Below are 16,382 nucleotides of genomic sequence, written 5' to 3'. Positions count from 1 at the left end.
CCGGCTCAGTCCTTGTCGTAAAGGCTGCTCAGCGGTTTCTTCAGCAGGCTTTCGCGCAGCGATCCTTCGCGCCGGAGCAGCGGGTTCGGGCGCGGCGCGCCTTCGGGTGCCGGCGGACGTTGGAATGTCGGAGGTGCGGGTTGGTAGGGCGGCGGCTCAGGCGGACGGTCGCGGCGCAGGTCTGCGAAACGGTCGGGTCGGGGCGCTAAGGGTTGTTCGGGTGCCGCCGCACGCGGCAGCATTTCCGGCCGATAGGGTTCCAGCTGCGGGTTGGTCGCCATGGGCGGTGTCGGGTTGATCGTCACATGGCCGGTCGAGCGGATCTCCCGGTTCCAGCGATCGAGTTCGGCATCGCCTGCCGGCGGGAAATCGTCATCGGCGTCCTCCTCGGTATCGGAAGCGCCTTCCGGGAAGGGCGCCGTTGCCGTGGCGTAGCTTTGCTGGAAGGCGGAAATATCCGGGCCGCTGACGGCGCGCATGCGGGCGATCACGGTGCGCAGGTCGACCGTATCCGGCGTGTCCTCCGTACCCTTGTCGGCGACGCCATTGGCCTTGGGCAGGTATTTCTTTTCGACGCGGGAAAACCGCATGCGCATCGGCACGGAGATCGCCTCGCCGAAAGCGATCGCCTCGCCATTGCCGATCGACGACAGAAAACTGGTCGTCGAAATCGACGAATTCGGGATCGCCGACTTGATGATTTCCTGGTCGCGGTCGTTGGACAGCCGCATCGCGAATACGGTCGAGCACTGCGACAGGATCGTCTGGTCGAGTTCGCCGGGACGCTGGGTGATAACGCCGAGCGAGACGCCGTATTTGCGGCCTTCCTTGGCGATACGCGAGATGGCCTGCCTTGTCGGGAAGAAACCGAGTTCTCGGTCGGCCGGCACATAACGGTGGGCTTCTTCGCAAACGACGAGCATGTGGATGGCGCCATTGCTCCAGAGCGCCAGTTCGAACGCCATGCGGCAGAGGACCGAGGCGATGGAATTGACGACTTCAGAGGGAATGCCGGCAAGCTGGAAGGTCGAGATCGGCCGGTCGTCGCCGGGAATGCGGAAGATATAGGCGATCGTCTCCATGATCGTGTCGTTGATCGTATTGTTGGAGAACATGAAGTGATAGCGCGGGTCGTTGATCGCCGACAGGATGCGCATCTTCAACGACCGCAGGAAGGGCTTTTCGCCGCGGCCTTCGAGGCGGCCGATCCGTTCGTCGATCAGGGCCAGCAGGTCCGCCATACGGTAGGGAACCGGCGTATCGGCAGTGACCGAGCTTTTTTCCGTCGAGCGACGCATCAGCGACGTCTCGTTGCCGCGGAAGGCGCGTTTCGCCTCGGGGATGAGGTCGCGCAGGATGTCCAGTTCTTCCGCCACGGCCGGACGGCCGCGAAAAACCACTTCGGAAAACTCTTCGAGCCGCATCAGCCAGAAGGGCAGGTCGAGCGTTTCGGTATCGATGACGACCGCGTGATCCGGAAAGGCTGCGGCAAATTCGTTGTGCGGATCGAGAATGAGGACGCGCAGCTTCGGGTCGGTCTCGATCGCCTTGTGGAGGAGCAGGGAGACGGCGGTCGACTTGCCGACGCCGGTCGAGCCGACGATGGCGAAATGTTTCGACAGCATCGACGGGATATGGATCGTCGCGTCGATCGTGTCGTCCTGCGTCAGCTTGCCGACCACGCAGGTTTCGTTCTTGCCGGTATCATAAATGCGGGAAAGGTCGGCGGCACGAATGCGGTGCGCCACCGCGCCGAGATAGGGATAACACGAGATGCCGCCGGTGAACTCGTCGCGACCATCAGGTCCCTTGCGCACCTCGCCGAGCAGCTCGGCCTCGATGTGGAAACTGGTGTTGCCGTTTTCGCTCCACTCCTTGCCGCCGGTCTGCATTGCATAGGCGAGCGCCACGACACGGTTTTCGCCGACGCTGATGGAGATCAGCCGGCCGACGGACCACAGTTCGGTAAGATCGGTCTCGCCGTGTTCGGCAACGGCGGAAATGGTGGCGTGCGAGCCGGTGCAGGCGACGACGCGGCCAAGCATGCGGTTGCCGGGTCTCTGGATGTCGCGACGATCCTGCTCTCCTGCAGATGCGGAACGTTGCAGATCGTTGTTCAACAAACTCTGGCCCCTATCATTGGGGGTGGCGGATCAGATCAGGGCTCGTCCGTCGGGTCGACACCCTCCAAACAGGAGGAGTATATTGTGCCGGCCTTAACAACTCGTATAGGAAAGCGCGCGGCCGAATGCGTGGAAACGGAGCAGCAAAATCAAACTGATGACGATTTTTGGCGCATGCCCACGTTGACGAACGACATTTATCTGGCTAACACTTCGCGCCATGAAGATCTCGATCGCTCTTATTGTGGTGGGAACGCGCATGGGCAGGACGGTGTAACCGTCCGGCGACAGCCACCCATGCGCGGAAAGACAGGCTCCTCCAAGGGGCCTTTTTTTATGCCTTCAATCCGGCTCGGAGGAGCCGCCGGTAAAAAATCCAGCAGCGAATGGACCAAGACAATGACGGATACAAATAATCAGACGCCAGATAACCGGATGACTGGTGCGGAGATCGTCCTGAGGGCTCTGAAGGACAATGGCGTCGAGCATATCTTCGGATATCCGGGCGGCGCCGTCCTGCCGATCTATGACGAGATCTTCCAGCAGGACGACATTCAGCACATTCTCGTTCGCCACGAGCAGGGCGCCGGCCATGCGGCCGAAGGTTATGCCCGCTCAACCGGCAAGGTCGGGGTCATGCTGGTGACCTCCGGTCCAGGCGCCACCAATGCAGTCACTCCGCTGCAGGATGCCCTGATGGATTCGGTTCCGCTGGTCTGCCTGTCCGGGCAGGTCCCGACGACGCTGATCGGCTCGGACGCCTTCCAGGAATGCGACACCGTCGGCATCACCCGGCCCTGCACCAAGCACAACTGGCTGGTCAAGGACGTCAACGACCTGGCCGGCATCATCCACGAGGCTTTCCGCATCGCCCAGACCGGCCGGCCGGGCCCGGTCGTCGTCGATATCCCGAAGGACGTCCAGTTTGCGACCGGCACCTATACGCCGAAGCCGGAGATCGCCCAGAACACCAGTTATCAACCGCGCACCCAGGGCGACATCAATGCCATCCAGGCGGCCATCGAGCTGATGGCCTCGGCGCGCCGGCCGATTCTCTATACCGGCGGCGGCGTCGTCAATTCCGGCCCGGAGGCCTCGCGGCTGCTGCGCGAGCTGGTCGAGCTCAGCGATTTCCCGATCACTTCGACGCTGATGGGGCTCGGTACCTATCCGGCTTCCGGAAAGAACTGGCTCGGCATGCTCGGCATGCACGGCTCCTACGAGGCGAACATGGCGATGCATGACTGCGACGTCATGGTCTGCATCGGCGCCCGTTTCGACGACCGTATTACCGGCCGCCTCAACGCGTTCTCGCCGAATTCGCGCAAGGTCCATATCGATATCGATCCGTCCTCGATCAACAAGAACGTGCATGTCGACATTCCGATCCTCGGCGATGTCGGCCGCGTTCTCGCAGACATGATACGCCTGTGGCGCGCCTTGCCGAAGAAGCCGGCCAAGGGGCAGACCGAGGAATGGTGGAGCCAGATCGACCGCTGGCGGGCTCGCAAGAGCTTTTCCTACAAGCATTCCAACGATGTCATCATGCCGCAATATGCGCTGCAGCGCCTTTTCGAGGCAACCAGGGGGCATGACACCTACATCACCACGGAAGTCGGCCAGCACCAGATGTGGGCGGCACAGTTCCTCGAGTTCGAGGAGCCGAACCGCTGGATGACCTCGGGCGGCCTCGGCACCATGGGTTACGGCCTGCCGGCGGCGATAGGCGTTCAGGTGGCGCATCCGGACGCCCTCGTCATCGACGTTGCCGGCGACGCGTCGATCCAGATGTGCATCCAGGAAATGTCCTGTGCCATCCAGCATAACCTGCCGGTCAAGATCTTTATTCTGAACAACCAGTACATGGGCATGGTCCGTCAGTGGCAGCAGCTGCTGCACGGCAACCGCTTGTCGAACTCCTATACGGAAGCGATGCCGGACTTCGTCAAGCTTGCGGAAGCCTATGGCGCCGTCGGCATCTACTGCGACGACCCGAGAGAGCTCGACGACAAGATCGAAGAGATGATCGCGGTCAAGAAGCCGGTGATCTTCGATTGCCGCGTCGCCAATCTCGCCAACTGCTTCCCGATGATCCCTTCGGGCAAGGCACATAACGAGATGCTGCTGCCGGACGAAGCCACCGACGAAGCGGTTGCCAATGCCATCGATGCCAAGGGTCGCCAGCTCGTCTGAGACGGGCGGCACATCCTTCAACAAATTTCTGAGGAAATGGACTTAAGATAATGAATGCGCATCAGCAACCGACCGGCTCCGCCTACTTCATCGCCCCCGAGACCGCGAAGGCCGAGAGCCACACGCTTTCGGTTCTCGTCGCCAACGAACCCGGTGTTCTCGCACGGGTGATCGGCCTGTTTTCCGGCCGCGGCTACAATATCGAGAGCCTGACGGTTTCGGAAACGGAACATGAAGCTCATCTATCCCGCATTACGATCGTCACACGCGGCACCCCGACGGTGCTCGAACAGATCAAGGCGCAGCTCGAACGCATCGTGCCTGTGCACCGGGTCGTCGACCTGACGGTTCGTGCCTATGCACTCGGCCAGGAACGGCCAATCGAGCGCGAGGTGGCGCTGGTCAAGGTTGTCGGCCAAGGTGACCACCGCGCCGAGACGCTGCGGCTTGCAGATGCCTTTCACGCCAAGGTCGTCGACGCGACCGTCGAGCATTTCATCCTGGAAATCACCGGCAAATCCTCGAAGATCGACCAGTTCGTGGCGATCATGAAGCCGCTTGGCCTGGTTGAAGTCTGCCGCACCGGGATCGCGGCGATGAACCGCGGTCCGCAGGGGATGTAACGGGTCGGGCGGAGAGCGATGTCTTGCGGGCGTTCGACATGCTGATGGCGAAACGTCGAACGCCCGATCTCCGCTAGATCATCGCCAACGGCGCCTTGCGCGACGGTGGCGGGAAGGTGGCGTCGAGGGTTGTCCAGTCCGCCTCGCTGAGATCCAGGTCGACCGCCTCGGCATTTTCCGCGACGCGGTCCGGATTGGCGGATTTCGGGATGGCGATGACGCCGTCGCGTTCCAAGAGGAAGGCGAGTGCCACCTGTGCCGGCGTCGCCTGATAGGCCTTGGCGATGCGGATCAGTTCGCCGCTTCTGGCAAGCCGGCCCTGTTCGATCGGCGAATAGGCCATGACCGGAATGCCGCGCTCCTGGCACCAGGGCAGAAGATCGTATTCGATGCCGCGGCGGGAGAGATTGTAGAGCACCTGGTTTGCGGCGCAGTTTCCGCCATCCGGCACCTCCATCAGTTCCTGCATGTCATCGAGATCGAAATTGGAGACGCCCCAGGCGCCGATCTTGCCGGCCCGGCGCAGTTCCTCGAAGCCGGCGACGGTTTCGGTCAGCGGATGTTCGCCGCGCCAATGCAGGAGATAGAGGTCGAGCCGGTCGGTCTTCAGCCGGTCGAGGCTGCGTTCGCAGGCCTCGACGACGCCTTTGCGGCTGGCGTTCCAGGGATAGACCTTGCTGACCAGAAACACCTGATCCCGCCGGCCGGCGATCGCTTGTGCCGTGATCTTCTCGGCACCGCCCTCGCCATACATTTCTGCCGTGTCGATCAGCGTCAGGCCAAGATCAAGGCCTCGCTTCAGGCTCTCGATCTCTACCTCGGCCTTACGGCCGTCCTCGCCCATCTGCCATGTGCCGAGGCCGAGTGCCGGGACCGAAATGCCGGAGGGCAGGGTGACTGTCGGAATGTCGGACATGAAAGGCCTCGGTCAGTTGCTTCTGGAGATGGGTATCTTATCGAAATATGGCGTCGATTGAAGTTGCCAAGTTCCGCTTGAAGATCGCCGCCAACGATCCTATCACCGGAAGGCAGGCCATCCGGGAAACGAGATGGTCGAGATAACCGGGGCGGATTGGCGTTAGGAGAAAATATGTCGCTGGAGACCTTTCTGGCCCTCGTCCTGTTCGCCTTCACCACCTCGATCACGCCGGGGCCGAACAACATGATGCTGTTCGCATCGGGCGTAAATTTCGGCTTTACGCGGACAATTCCCCATATGCTCGGCATCGGTATCGGTTTTCTGTTGCTGCTGATCGCGGTCGGCCTTGGCCTCGGCGCGCTGCTGCATTCGGTGCCGGTCGTCTATACGACCCTGAAATTCGCCGGCGGCGCCTATCTGCTCTGGGTCGCCTGGAAGATCGGCACGTCACGCAGCCTGTCGGATGGCAAGACGGGTGCCGCACCAATGACGTTTATTGGCGCGGCGGCGTTCCAATGGGTCAATCCGAAGGCCTGGGTCATGGCGGTCACCGCCATGGCGACCTATACGAACCCGGACTATTACCTGCCGACCGTGATGCTCGTCGGGCTGGCGTTCGCCGCGGTCAACGTGCCGAGCGTTTCGACCTGGGCCGGCTTCGGTTCGGCGCTGCGCGAATGGCTGTCGGTGCCGGCGCGGCTGAAATGGTTCAACATCACCATGGCACTCTTGCTTGTCGCCAGTCTCTGGCCAATGCTGAAGTGAGGAGACAACCATGTCCGCAGATCATCACGACCACGATCACGACCACGACCATGGGCATGACCACCATCATGGGCACGACAACCGCTACAGCGACATGCAGGCGCGGGTGAAAGCACTGGAGACGGTGCTGACCGAAAAGGGGCTGATCGATCCGAAGGCGATCGATGTGATCGTCGATACCTATGAGACGAAGATCGGCCCGCGCAACGGCGCCAGGGTGGTCGCCAAGGCCTGGAGCGATCCGGATTTCGCCGAATGGCTGAGAACGGATGCGACCTCGGCAATCGCGAGCCTCGGTTACACCGGTCGGCAGGGCGAGCATATGCGGGCGGTGTTCAATACGCCGGAGACGCACAACCTCGTCGTCTGCACGCTCTGCTCCTGTTACCCGTGGGCGGTGCTGGGCCTACCGCCGGTCTGGTACAAGGCGCCGGCCTATCGCTCGCGGGCGGTCATCGATCCGCGCGGCGTGCTTGCGGAATTTGGGCTGACGCTGCCGGAGGACAAGAAGATCCGCGTCTGGGATTCCACGGCGGAACTGCGGTATCTGGTGATCCCCGAACGGCCGGAAGGCACGGAGGGTCTCGGCGAGGAGGCGCTTGCCGATCTCGTCAGCCGCGATGCGATGATCGGCACGGCGATTGCGGGGCCGCGGTCATGAACGGGCCACATGATCTCGGCGGGCAGATGGGTTTCGGGCCGGTGGCGCCGGAAAAGGACGAGCCGTATTTCCATGCCGAGTGGGAGAAGCGGGCGCTGGGGCTGACGCTGTCCGGTGGTGCTCTCGGCGGCTGGACCATCGACGAAAGCCGGCACGCGCGCGAAAAAATTCCGCCGGCGGAGTATCTGGGCGCGAGTTATTACGAGATCTGGATGCGGGCGCTGGAAGTGTTGCTCGAACGCCATGGGTTTGCGGGGCGAGCGGAAATCGATGCGGGTCGCAAGCAGGCAGAGCCGGCGACGCCGAAGCGTATCCTGACGGCGGATATGGTGGCGGGCGTGCTTGCCAAGGGCGGACCTTGCGACCGCCCGGTTGAGACGGAACCACAGTTCCAGCCGGGCGACCGGGTGCGGACCCGCAATTTCAATCCCGAGACACATACACGGCTGCCGCGTTATGCCCGCGCCAAGACCGGTGTCGTCGAGGCAGTCCAGGGCTCCTTTGTGTTTCCGGACGACAATGCGCATGGCAAGGGCGAGAACCCGCAATGGGTCTATACGGTCGTGTTCGACGGGCCAGAAATCTGGGGCGAGGGCGCCGACCCGACGCTGACGGTCTCGATCGATGCCTGGGAGAGCTATCTTGAGCGCGTGTGAAATCCGATCGGCGTTGGCGCAGTCGCCCGGATTGCCGAAGTCACCAGCGGGTGATCCGGTGTTTCCGGAGCCCTGGGCCGCGGAAGCTTTCGCGATGACGGTGCATCTGCACGAGCGCTGCCTATTCAGCTGGAGCGAATGGGCCGAAGCGCTTTCAGGCGAGGTCCACAAGCCCGGTCGGGCCGATGACGGCAGCGACTATTTCGACTGCTGGGTGGCGGCACTCTCCGGGCTGCTGGTCGGTAAGGGCGTCGCGGACAGCGAAACGATCCTGAGCCTGCAGCAGAGCTGGCAGCGGGCCGCCGAGGCGACGCCGCATGGCCGGCCGATCGAGCTTGCCAACGATCCGCTGCGCTGAAGATCAGCTCGGAAACTGGCGGTAACATTCCTCGGCGACCCGGCGCAGCATATCGCGGGAGATTTCGCCGGTGACGGCGTATCCGAGCTCGCCGTCGATCCAGTAGAAGGTCTCGACCGTGCTGGCGGAGGCGAAGCGAAAACTGGTGGAGCGGTTTTCCTTGTTGCGGCCGACGAGCACGGTCAGGCGCTGGCCCGTCTGGTCCTCGTACATGAACAGCGCGCCCGGCTTGCCGCCGACCGGCAGCAGGCGGCCGCCGACCAGCTTGAAGCCCATCGGTTGAAGGTTCGGAACCTTGAGATTGGCAATCGACAGCCGCTTGCCGAGCCAGTTCGCAAGATGCGTCTCCTCGTTGGCAAACACCTCCACCGGGTGGCGCACTTCGCTTGCATAAACGAGGAAGGCGTTGCGGGCCTCGCGGGGCAGGATTTCGGCCTCGGCAAGCTGGATATCCGGGCGTTCGAACAGAAGCGGGCCATAATGGCCGCCGAGCGCGCCGGCTGCGAAGATCAGAACTGCGGCGGCTGCCAGAGCCAAGCGGCGGGACGGCCAGATACCGGTGCGCGCCAGGCCACCGGTGAGAAGCTGGATATCGGTCGGTTTCGATCGTTCGTGACCGGCGAAGACGGCGCGCAATTCGTCGTTCTGCTCCTGCCAGTCTGCCACCATCTGCGCGGCGTCCGGGTTTTCGGCCAGAAAACTCTGCACGCGGGCACGGTTGGCCTCGTCGAGGAAGCCGTCGGCATAGGCGTGCAGTTCCGCTTCGGATACGGATCCGGATCCGGCTTCGGTCATCGTGGTCTCCGCAATGGTATGACGTTTTCCTCCCGCATTTTTTCCCGCAAAGCCTGGCGCGCCCGCGACAGACGCGACATGACGGTGCCGACCGGAATTTCGAGCATTTCGGCGACTTCCTGATAGGCATAACCTTCGACGACCACCAGCATCAGCACCGCGCGCGCATCCTTCGGCAGCGTTTCCAGTGCCTGAACGAGGCGGTTCTTTTCCAAGGAATCGTCAGCGCTCGTGCTGGCAGCCAAGCTCTCGGCCTCCTCGATGCCAACGGACGGACGCCGCGCGATCGAGCGGCGCGCGTTGAGGTGAAGATTGGTCATGATCCTGTAGGTCCAGGATTTGAAATTCGCGCCGCGCCATTGGCCGCGGCTGACCAGCGCCTTCTCGACGCAATCCTGCAACAGGTCCTCGCTCTCCGTGTCCGAGCGCGTCAGGCTGCGCGAATAGCGCCTGAGCGAGGGCAGGAGGGCTAGGATCTGCGTCTCGAAGGAAAGCGGCGCGGGAGCCTGTGCCTCACGCGCCGTTCCGGAAGTGGATTGATCAGGGCTTTGCGACATCCCAAACGCCGTTCACGCCGTCACCGGTGGTGTCGCCTTCCTTGGTATCCTTGACCCAGTAATAAAGCGGCATACCGTCCTTCGCCCACTGCTTGGCCCCGTCCTTGCGGGTCACGATGGAGTATGCACCATCAGCCTTCGCATCGGAAGCGGCCATGACCGGCGGCCAGTTGGTGGCGCACTTGTCGTAGCAATTGGAGGTGCCGGGCTTGTCGTTCTTGAAGGTGTAGAGCGTCATGCCCTTTTCACCGGCAAGGACTTCGCCCTTGGTCGAGGTCTTGACGGTCTTGAACGGGCCGGCGGCAAAGGCCACCGAGGTCAGCGCGGCGAGCGCGGCGAGCGCGAAAGGCACGAGAATGAAGGTCTTCATGGATCGTCTCCCTGGTTTTGAATGGCGGCCTCACATCGGCCACCGAAGTCAAGACACCGGCAGGGGCGGATTTATTCCGTCGAGGACCAAAGATTTTTTCGGAGATGATCGAACCGCTCATCCCGGCCTTTGATTCATCTTTCGTTCTTTTTCGGTTGCGCTTGGACGCAGAATCCTGCCAAGTCCCGCCATGCAATTTGCACCGCAACAGGACGAGGCCCTCAAGGCCGTTTCACAATGGCTGAAAGAGGGGCGCAGCCAGGTCTTTCGGCTGTTCGGTTATGCGGGCACCGGCAAGACCACGCTTGCCAAACATTTCGCCGAAAATGTCGATGGCGAGGTGCTGTTCGCAGCCTTCACCGGTAAGGCGGCGCAGGTTCTTCGTTCGCGCGGGGCGCGAAACGCGAAAACCATCCATTCGCTGATCTACCGGCCGCGCGGCGAGGAGGCGGTCGAGGACGATGCCGGCAAGACGTCGATCTCGCCGATGTTCTCGATCAACCGCCAGAGCCCGGTCGCCAAGGCCGCGCTGATCATCATCGATGAATGTTCGATGGTGGACGAGGCGCTCGGCAAGGATCTGATGAGTTTCGGGACGCCGATCCTGGTGCTCGGCGATCCCGGCCAGCTGCCGCCGGTTTCCGGCGGCGGGTTCTTCACCGAACAGGATCCGGACTATCTGCTGACGGATATCCACCGCCAGGCGCGCGACAACCCGATCATCAAGCTGGCGATGGACGTGCGCGAAGGCAAGGAGATCATGTATGGCGACTACGGTACCGCCAAGGTGATCTCCCGCAATGAGGTGACGCAGCCGCTGGTGATGGAGGCGGACCAGGTTCTGGTCGGCACCAACAAGACCCGCAAGCGCTACAATCAGCGGCTCCGGGAACTGAAAGGTTTTACGGCCGACTATCCGCAATCCGGCGACAAGCTGGTCTGCCTCAGGAACGACCCGGCCAAGGGCCTGCTCAACGGTTCGCTCTGGCAAGTGATGAGTTCGTCGCGCGAGACGGTGAAGCCCGGCATCAACCTGATGATCCGGCCGGAAGACGACGACATGGATCGCGGTGCGGCCAAGATCAAGCTTCTGAAACAGGCGTTCGAAGAGCAGGAAGGGGAAATCCCCTGGACGACCCGCAAGCGTTACGACGAGTTCGATTACGGTTATGCGCTAACCGTTCATAAGGCTCAGGGGTCGCAATGGAACAATGTCGTGCTGTTCGATGAAAGCTGGGCTTTCCGGGATAGCCGGGAGCGCTGGCTTTATACTGCGATCACCCGCGCAGCCGAGACGCTGACCATCGTTCGCTGAGGCGGCTCCGGGGTCAGTTCGGCACGAAACCGAGCAGCATTGCCTTGGCGACCGCCTGAAAGCGGTTGGTGGCCTGGAATTTCTGGATGATGTCATCCTCCATCCGGCGCAGGTCCTCGAATTCGAGGTTGAGCGCGCGGGCGAGCCGTGGTGCCGAATAACCTTCGGCCATCAGCCCCAGGCACCGTTTCTCGATGTCGCTCAGAACCAGGGACATCGGCTTGGGGCTGGCAAGCGCCTGCTCTTCTTCCTCGGCCACCAGCAGGTTTTCGATCTGCTGCATCTGCCGGCGGATATTGGAAATGTCGGAGGTGAGCTCCCGCTTGCGCCGGGCCAGCATGTTGTGGAACATCTCGTTGGCTTCCGTCTCCGACGTTGCGCTGGCAAGCTCTTCCATCAGTTCCTGGATGACCGCCACAGGAATGCCGATTTCGCGGCAGGCATTGATGACCGCCATGCGATGGATCTGGACCCTGTCATAGACCCGCATGCTGCCGGAGCGGCGGGCGGTGATCAGGCCCTTTTCCTCATAGAAGTGAAGGGTGCGGTGGGTGACGCCGAAGAGATCCGCCATTTCGGCGATCGCCACGGGCTGGCTCGGCATTTCAAACGGAAGGGAGACCTGGGGAAGAGGAGGAAAATAATGGGCTGCTCGCGCCGGCGGCGCATTTTCGGTCATGGCCTGCATGGTATCGCTCCGCATCGAGTCCCCTTGCGCCTGAAGTCGGCGGTGTGGTCGAATATGCATCTAAAGGTTGCGACATTGCGTCGGACCTCTCGGATGGAACCTCGGTACTGAAAATGCGGACCCGATTGAAATGAGTGGCAGAATTCGCTGTTCAAACCGTATTCCGCCGCCTTTTGGCCTGCCCGGCGAACTCTGTTAGATATAGATTAGCTAAAACTTTAAGAAATGGTAGCCCCTGTTGCCTCGTGAATTCTCGTCCATCAAAACTCTTTATAAGTGCATTTTTCTAAACCCGGTGGCATTGCGAAGGCGCATGGCCTAAAAGCGGATCGACCTTTCAAAACCGGGTATTGCCATGCCGACCAAGCTTTCCGTGAACCTCAATGCCATCGCCATGCTGCGCAACCGCCGCGATCTTCCATGGCCAAGCGTCGAAGCGCTGGGGCGCATCGCGCTGCAGGCGGGTGCGGCCGGCCTGACGGTGCATCCGCGCCCCGACCAGCGCCATATCCGCTTCACCGATCTGCCGGTTCTTCGGGCGCTGATCGACGACGAGTTCCCGAATGCCGAGTTCAATATCGAAGGATATCCGAGCGAGGATTTCCTGGCGCTGTGCGAGGCGACCCAGCCGGAGCAGGTAACCCTGGTGCCGGACGATCCGACCCAGGCGACCTCCGACCACGGATTCGATTTCCGTGCCACGAGCGAGATGCTGAAGCCGATCGTGGCGCGGCTCAAGAAGGGCGGCATGCGGGTGTCGCTGTTTGCCGATGGCGACGGCGATGTCGAAGCGGTGAAGCTCGCCAGGGCGACGGGTGCCGACCGTATCGAACTCTATACCGGGCCCTATGGCGGCTGTTTCGACAATCCGGTGCTTGGGGCCGAAATCCTTGAAAAACTCGGGCGGACGGCGGATGCGGCATTTGCTGAAGGGCTCGGCGTCAATGGCGGTCACGACCTGACGGTCGCCAACCTGCCGGCATTGGTGAAGCGTATTCCGAAGATGGCGGAAGTCTCCATCGGGCATGGCCTGACGGCGGATGCGCTGGAATACGGCATGGCGGAAACCGTGCGCCGCTTCCGCCGCGCCTGCGGCCAGGTCGTCTAACTCGACGACAGTTTTGCCTCGCAGAGCTCGAGCTCCCAGGTCTGGCCGTTGCATTCCGGTCCGAACAGGTTGTGCTTTTCCTCTGCGACGAGCTTGAAACCGGCCGTTTGATAGATGCGGATTGCCGCACTCAGGCAGTCATTGGTCCAGAGCGACAGCTTTTTATAACCGGCGAGTGTCGAGAACTTGATGCATTGTTCGACGAGCGTCCGGCCGAGGCCAAGGCCGCGGGCGGCGGGATCAAGGTAGAGAAGGCGCAGCTTGGCTGTGTCGCCGCCGCCATCCGCCACGACCACCGAGCCGACACGTTTGCCGTCGCGTTCGGCGATCCAGCAGCGCTCCCGCTCGGGGTTGAAATTGGCGATGAACTTGCCGGCGACCTCGGCAACCAACCCCTCGAACTTGTCGTTCCAGGCGTATTCCCGCGCATAGGCGACCGCCTGGGCTTCGATCAGCCAACCCATGTCACCGACACGATGCGGACGGATGACGACCGGCGGTGTTGGCGCGGCCGACTGCGGGTCGAGAATATTGCGGATCACCTGCATCGAGCCGATCAGTCTTTCGTGGCCGAACGTGTCCACTTCCCTCAAATCCCTGGCGATCTGCTGGCGGGAACGTTCGCCGAGCGTCTCGTATTCGGCTTGTCCCTTGTCGGTGACAATGAGAATCTGGCTGCGCTTGTCGTCGGGATCCGGCTCGCTGTCGATGAAGCCGACCTCGCGGAATTTTTTGAGGAGGCGGCTGAGATAAGCGGGATCGAGGCCGAGATCGCGGTTGAGCTCGGTCGCCGAAACCCGTTTGCGGGCGCCCATCTCATAGAGGATACGCGCTTCGGTCAGCGTGTAATCGGTGTCGAGATAGCCCTTGGCGAGAATGCCGAGCTTGTTGGTGTAGAAACGATTGAAGGCCCGGACGGCATCGAGAACGGCAGGATCGGTCATCGGCAGATTCTCCTTTAGGGAGACTCTGTCAGGTATTTATTGGACTGAGTCAAATAAATTTACGCTGCAGCCTGTTTGGCCGCCGGCTGGCCGAGTGCGAAATCGACTGCGGCCTTGGCGTGGATGGCGGTGGAATCGACGCCGGGCAGGGGCAGGCCTGCCGGATCGAGCAGGAGGCAGATTTCCGTGCAGCCGAGGATGATGCTGTCGGCGCCTTCAGCCTTCGCCTTTTCGATCATGGCGATGGCCCGGGTGCGGGAGGTATCGAGAACAATCCCGGCGCAGAGTTCGTTGAAGATGATGTTATGGATATCGGTACGATCGTCCGCATCCGGCACCATGACATCGATACCGAGCCCCTTCATGTGATCGGGATAGAAGCCGTGCTCCATCGTGTAGCGTGTGGCGAGCAGGAGCGGCCGCTTCAGGCCTTGTGATTTCAACGTCTTGGCGGTCTCGTCGATGATGTGGATGAGGGGTATGTCGATCGCGGCCTGTACCTGCGGGGCGACGAGATGCATGGTGTTGGTGCAGATCAGCACGCATTCCGCGCCGGCCGCTTTCAGCCTGCGCGCGCTGCCCGCAAGATGCTCGGCCGCCAGATCCCAGCGGCCGGCCTTCTGCATGTCGACGATTTCCGCAAAGTTGACGGAATGGAGCAGGAGATCGGCCGACGCAAAACCACCGAGGCGGTCGCGCACCATCTCGTTGATCAGCCGATAATACACCGCAGTGCTTTCGAAACTCATCCCGCCAATCAAGCCGATTTTGCGCATTTTTTCTCCAAACGAGATGGAATTTGGCAACTCCATCTCATTTATCGCGAAATTCGGAGAGCCGCAATCCGGCGAGATGCTAAGCGGCGAGGGCCGCCTTTTGGGTCTCGAAATAGGCAGCGAGCGTCTGCGGCTTCTGGCCGGTCAGCGTCTCATAGTCGCTCGTCACCTGTTCGAAATTGCCGGCGCGGATATTGGCATCCGCCGAGACCAGCATAGTCGCGACGAAGGCGGGCAGGCCGGCGCCGGTGAGCCCCTGGGTCAGCTGCTCGTCGGTGACGTCAACGACCTCAAGCGGTTTGCCGGCAGCGGCGGATGCGCGGGCGGCGATTTCTGCGGTTGTCAGGGATTCCGAGCCGGTGAGGGTCAAGATGCGGCTGCCGGCCGGCGGATTGGCTAGGGCTGCGGCTGCGGCACGGGCGCAGTCGTCGCGGCTGATCGTTGTGATCTTGCCGGTGCCCACGGAGGTGTACCATTTGCCGACCTGAAGATTGTGCGGCATGCCCATCAGATAATTGTCGTGATACCAGGAATTGCGCAGGATCGTGTAAGCGACGCCGCTCGCCTTGATGGCCTCTTCCGTGCCGAGATGATCCGGTGCGAACGTGACCAGCGACTTGTCCGGGTTCGGCATGGACGTATAGACGATGTGTTTGACGCCGGCCTTTGCGGCGGCGGAAACGGCGTTCCTATGCTGCGTGATACGCTTGCCGGGCGTTGCCAGTTCGTCGGTGGAAATGATCAGCACGCGATCGACGCCGGTGAATGCCTTCACGAGCCCGGCTTCGTCGTCGAAATCGGCTGCGCGGGTTTCCAGGCCGCCGGCGGCAAGGTCGGCGAGCTTGTTCGGATCACGGCTGGCAGCGACGATGTCGGCGGCAGCGATCTTGGATGTCTCCAGCAGGTGATGCAGCACTGCGCGGCCCAGATGGCCGGCGGCGCCGGTGACGAGAAGTTTGGTCATGCGGTTTCTTTCCTGGCGATGGCCGGCCTGTCGGCGCGGCGATTATTGTTGGTCTCAAAAAGAGACTAGCACTAGAATAGGAATTGACTTCGATCTGTAAAGGAGGCAGTTTCCAGGGAGATCGTTACTTCAAGGGAACCACCTCCATGGCCCTCAATGCAAGCCGTAAGCCGATGCTAGATGGCAAGGAATGCGATACGTCCGGATGGAACATGGATAATTGTCCGGTCCGGGACGTTATCGACCGGATTGCCGGCAAATGGTCGACGCTGCTTCTCGGGGCCCTGGCGCGCCAGCCCTATCGCTTCGGCGAGCTTCGCCGGCTGGTGCCGGATATTTCCCAGCGGATGCTGACCCAGACGCTGCGTGACCTGCAGCGCGACGGTTATATCGAACGCGAAGTGTTTCCGACCAAACCACCGAGCGTCGAATACCGGATGACTGATCTCGGACGCTCGCTCTTCGAGCCGCTTTCCAAGGTGCTGCAATGGGCGGAAGCCAATCATCCGTCGGTGAAAGCCGCGCGGGTGAAATACGACGAGAGCGAACTCGCCTGATCGAGCCCGC

At 61.8% G+C, this 16,382-nt stretch carries 18 protein-coding genes; 9 read left to right on the top strand and 9 right to left on the bottom strand.

Annotated elements, in window-relative coordinates; translation table 11 throughout:
• Nucleotides 1-5: 5 nt before the first annotated feature.
• Nucleotides 6-2,123, bottom strand: a complete 2,118-nt coding sequence (locus ACZ9IU_RS12605; RefSeq protein WP_038543430.1) for an ATP-binding protein — start codon at nucleotides 2,121-2,123, stop codon at nucleotides 6-8.
• Between the two features lie 399 nt (nucleotides 2,124-2,522).
• Here ACZ9IU_RS12605 and ACZ9IU_RS12600 point away from each other — a divergent pair, with 399 nt between their 5' ends.
• A complete protein-coding gene (locus ACZ9IU_RS12600) occupies nucleotides 2,523-4,316 on the top strand; it encodes an acetolactate synthase 3 large subunit (protein ID WP_038549277.1) in 1,794 nt (597 codons plus the stop codon).
• Nucleotides 4,317-4,366: 50 nt separating this feature from the next.
• Nucleotides 4,367-4,939 carry an acetolactate synthase small subunit gene (ilvN, locus tag ACZ9IU_RS12595; RefSeq protein WP_038543428.1) on the top strand — a complete coding sequence of 191 codons (573 nt, stop codon included), beginning with the start codon at nucleotides 4,367-4,369 and terminating at the stop codon, nucleotides 4,937-4,939.
• 73 nt (nucleotides 4,940-5,012) lie between these two features.
• Here ilvN and ACZ9IU_RS12590 read toward each other — a convergent pair whose 3' ends face one another.
• On the bottom strand, nucleotides 5,013-5,855 hold the full coding sequence (locus ACZ9IU_RS12590; RefSeq protein ID WP_038543426.1) for an aldo/keto reductase: 843 nt from the start codon (nucleotides 5,853-5,855) through the stop codon (nucleotides 5,013-5,015).
• A gap of 174 nt (nucleotides 5,856-6,029) precedes the next feature.
• Between ACZ9IU_RS12590 and ACZ9IU_RS12585 the strand changes: the two genes are divergently transcribed.
• The 4 genes from ACZ9IU_RS12585 to ACZ9IU_RS12570 are packed head-to-tail and all read left to right on the top strand — an operon-like array spanning nucleotide 6,030 to nucleotide 8,298.
• Complete coding sequence (locus ACZ9IU_RS12585; protein ID WP_038543424.1) at nucleotides 6,030-6,623, top strand: LysE family translocator; 594 nt, start codon at nucleotides 6,030-6,032, stop codon at nucleotides 6,621-6,623.
• Between the two features lie 10 nt (nucleotides 6,624-6,633).
• Nucleotides 6,634-7,284 carry a nitrile hydratase subunit alpha gene (gene nthA / locus ACZ9IU_RS12580; RefSeq protein WP_038543421.1) on the top strand — a complete coding sequence of 217 codons (651 nt, stop codon included), beginning with the start codon at nucleotides 6,634-6,636 and terminating at the stop codon, nucleotides 7,282-7,284.
• Nucleotides 7,281-7,940, top strand: coding sequence for a nitrile hydratase subunit beta (gene nthB / locus ACZ9IU_RS12575; protein ID WP_038543419.1), 660 nt, complete (start codon nucleotides 7,281-7,283; stop codon nucleotides 7,938-7,940). The genes nthA and nthB overlap by 4 nt, the downstream gene beginning before the upstream one ends.
• On the top strand, nucleotides 7,927-8,298 hold the full coding sequence (locus tag ACZ9IU_RS12570; RefSeq protein ID WP_038543417.1) for a nitrile hydratase accessory protein: 372 nt from the start codon (nucleotides 7,927-7,929) through the stop codon (nucleotides 8,296-8,298). Before nthB ends, ACZ9IU_RS12570 begins: the two co-directional genes overlap by 14 nt.
• Nucleotides 8,299-8,301: 3 nt before the next feature.
• Here ACZ9IU_RS12570 and ACZ9IU_RS12565 read toward each other — a convergent pair whose 3' ends face one another.
• The 3 genes from ACZ9IU_RS12565 to ACZ9IU_RS12555 are packed head-to-tail and all read right to left on the bottom strand — an operon-like array spanning nucleotide 8,302 to nucleotide 10,020.
• Entirely contained in the window at nucleotides 8,302-9,093 is a 792-nt protein-coding gene (locus ACZ9IU_RS12565) for an anti-sigma factor family protein (protein ID WP_038543414.1), read from the bottom strand.
• A complete protein-coding gene (locus ACZ9IU_RS12560; RefSeq protein ID WP_038543412.1) occupies nucleotides 9,090-9,650 on the bottom strand; it encodes an RNA polymerase sigma factor in 561 nt (186 codons plus the stop codon). The genes ACZ9IU_RS12565 and ACZ9IU_RS12560 overlap by 4 nt, the downstream gene beginning before the upstream one ends.
• Nucleotides 9,634-10,020: a COG4315 family predicted lipoprotein gene (locus ACZ9IU_RS12555; protein ID WP_038543410.1), complete on the bottom strand. Its 387-nt coding sequence runs from the start codon at nucleotides 10,018-10,020 to the stop codon at nucleotides 9,634-9,636. The genes ACZ9IU_RS12560 and ACZ9IU_RS12555 overlap by 17 nt, the downstream gene beginning before the upstream one ends.
• A 190-nt stretch (nucleotides 10,021-10,210) precedes the next feature.
• Between ACZ9IU_RS12555 and ACZ9IU_RS12550 the strand changes: the two genes are divergently transcribed.
• Complete coding sequence (locus ACZ9IU_RS12550) at nucleotides 10,211-11,335, top strand: ATP-dependent DNA helicase (protein ID WP_038543408.1); 1,125 nt, start codon at nucleotides 10,211-10,213, stop codon at nucleotides 11,333-11,335.
• Nucleotides 11,336-11,348: 13 nt separating this feature from the next.
• Here ACZ9IU_RS12550 and ACZ9IU_RS12545 read toward each other — a convergent pair whose 3' ends face one another.
• Nucleotides 11,349-12,038, bottom strand: a complete 690-nt coding sequence (locus ACZ9IU_RS12545) for a MerR family transcriptional regulator (RefSeq protein WP_051899733.1) — start codon at nucleotides 12,036-12,038, stop codon at nucleotides 11,349-11,351.
• A gap of 340 nt (nucleotides 12,039-12,378) precedes the next feature.
• Here ACZ9IU_RS12545 and ACZ9IU_RS12540 point away from each other — a divergent pair, with 340 nt between their 5' ends.
• Entirely contained in the window at nucleotides 12,379-13,131 is a 753-nt protein-coding gene (locus ACZ9IU_RS12540) for a pyridoxine 5'-phosphate synthase (protein WP_038543402.1), read from the top strand.
• On the opposite strand, the gene ACZ9IU_RS12535 is transcribed toward ACZ9IU_RS12540, so the two are convergent.
• The 3 genes from ACZ9IU_RS12535 to ACZ9IU_RS12525 form a co-directional block, all read right to left on the bottom strand.
• Nucleotides 13,128-14,075, bottom strand: coding sequence for a bifunctional helix-turn-helix transcriptional regulator/GNAT family N-acetyltransferase (locus ACZ9IU_RS12535; RefSeq protein WP_038543399.1), 948 nt, complete (start codon nucleotides 14,073-14,075; stop codon nucleotides 13,128-13,130). The two genes, ACZ9IU_RS12540 and ACZ9IU_RS12535, sit on opposite strands and share 4 nt — an antisense overlap.
• 59 nt (nucleotides 14,076-14,134) lie before the next feature.
• Nucleotides 14,135-14,851: an aspartate/glutamate racemase family protein gene (locus ACZ9IU_RS12530; protein WP_038543396.1), complete on the bottom strand. Its 717-nt coding sequence runs from the start codon at nucleotides 14,849-14,851 to the stop codon at nucleotides 14,135-14,137.
• Nucleotides 14,852-14,930: 79 nt separating this feature from the next.
• Nucleotides 14,931-15,815, bottom strand: a complete 885-nt coding sequence (locus tag ACZ9IU_RS12525) for an SDR family oxidoreductase (RefSeq protein ID WP_038543394.1) — start codon at nucleotides 15,813-15,815, stop codon at nucleotides 14,931-14,933.
• A gap of 173 nt (nucleotides 15,816-15,988) precedes the next feature.
• On the opposite strand from ACZ9IU_RS12525, the gene ACZ9IU_RS12520 reads away from it, so the two are divergent.
• On the top strand, nucleotides 15,989-16,372 hold the full coding sequence (locus tag ACZ9IU_RS12520; protein ID WP_405029331.1) for a winged helix-turn-helix transcriptional regulator: 384 nt from the start codon (nucleotides 15,989-15,991) through the stop codon (nucleotides 16,370-16,372).
• Nucleotides 16,373-16,382 lie beyond the last annotated feature (10 nt).

This window comes from Mesorhizobium sp. USDA 4132, assembly GCF_056279545.1.
The sequence above is the reverse complement of the archived record's forward strand: the minus strand, read 5'-3'. Positions and strand labels throughout refer to the sequence as shown.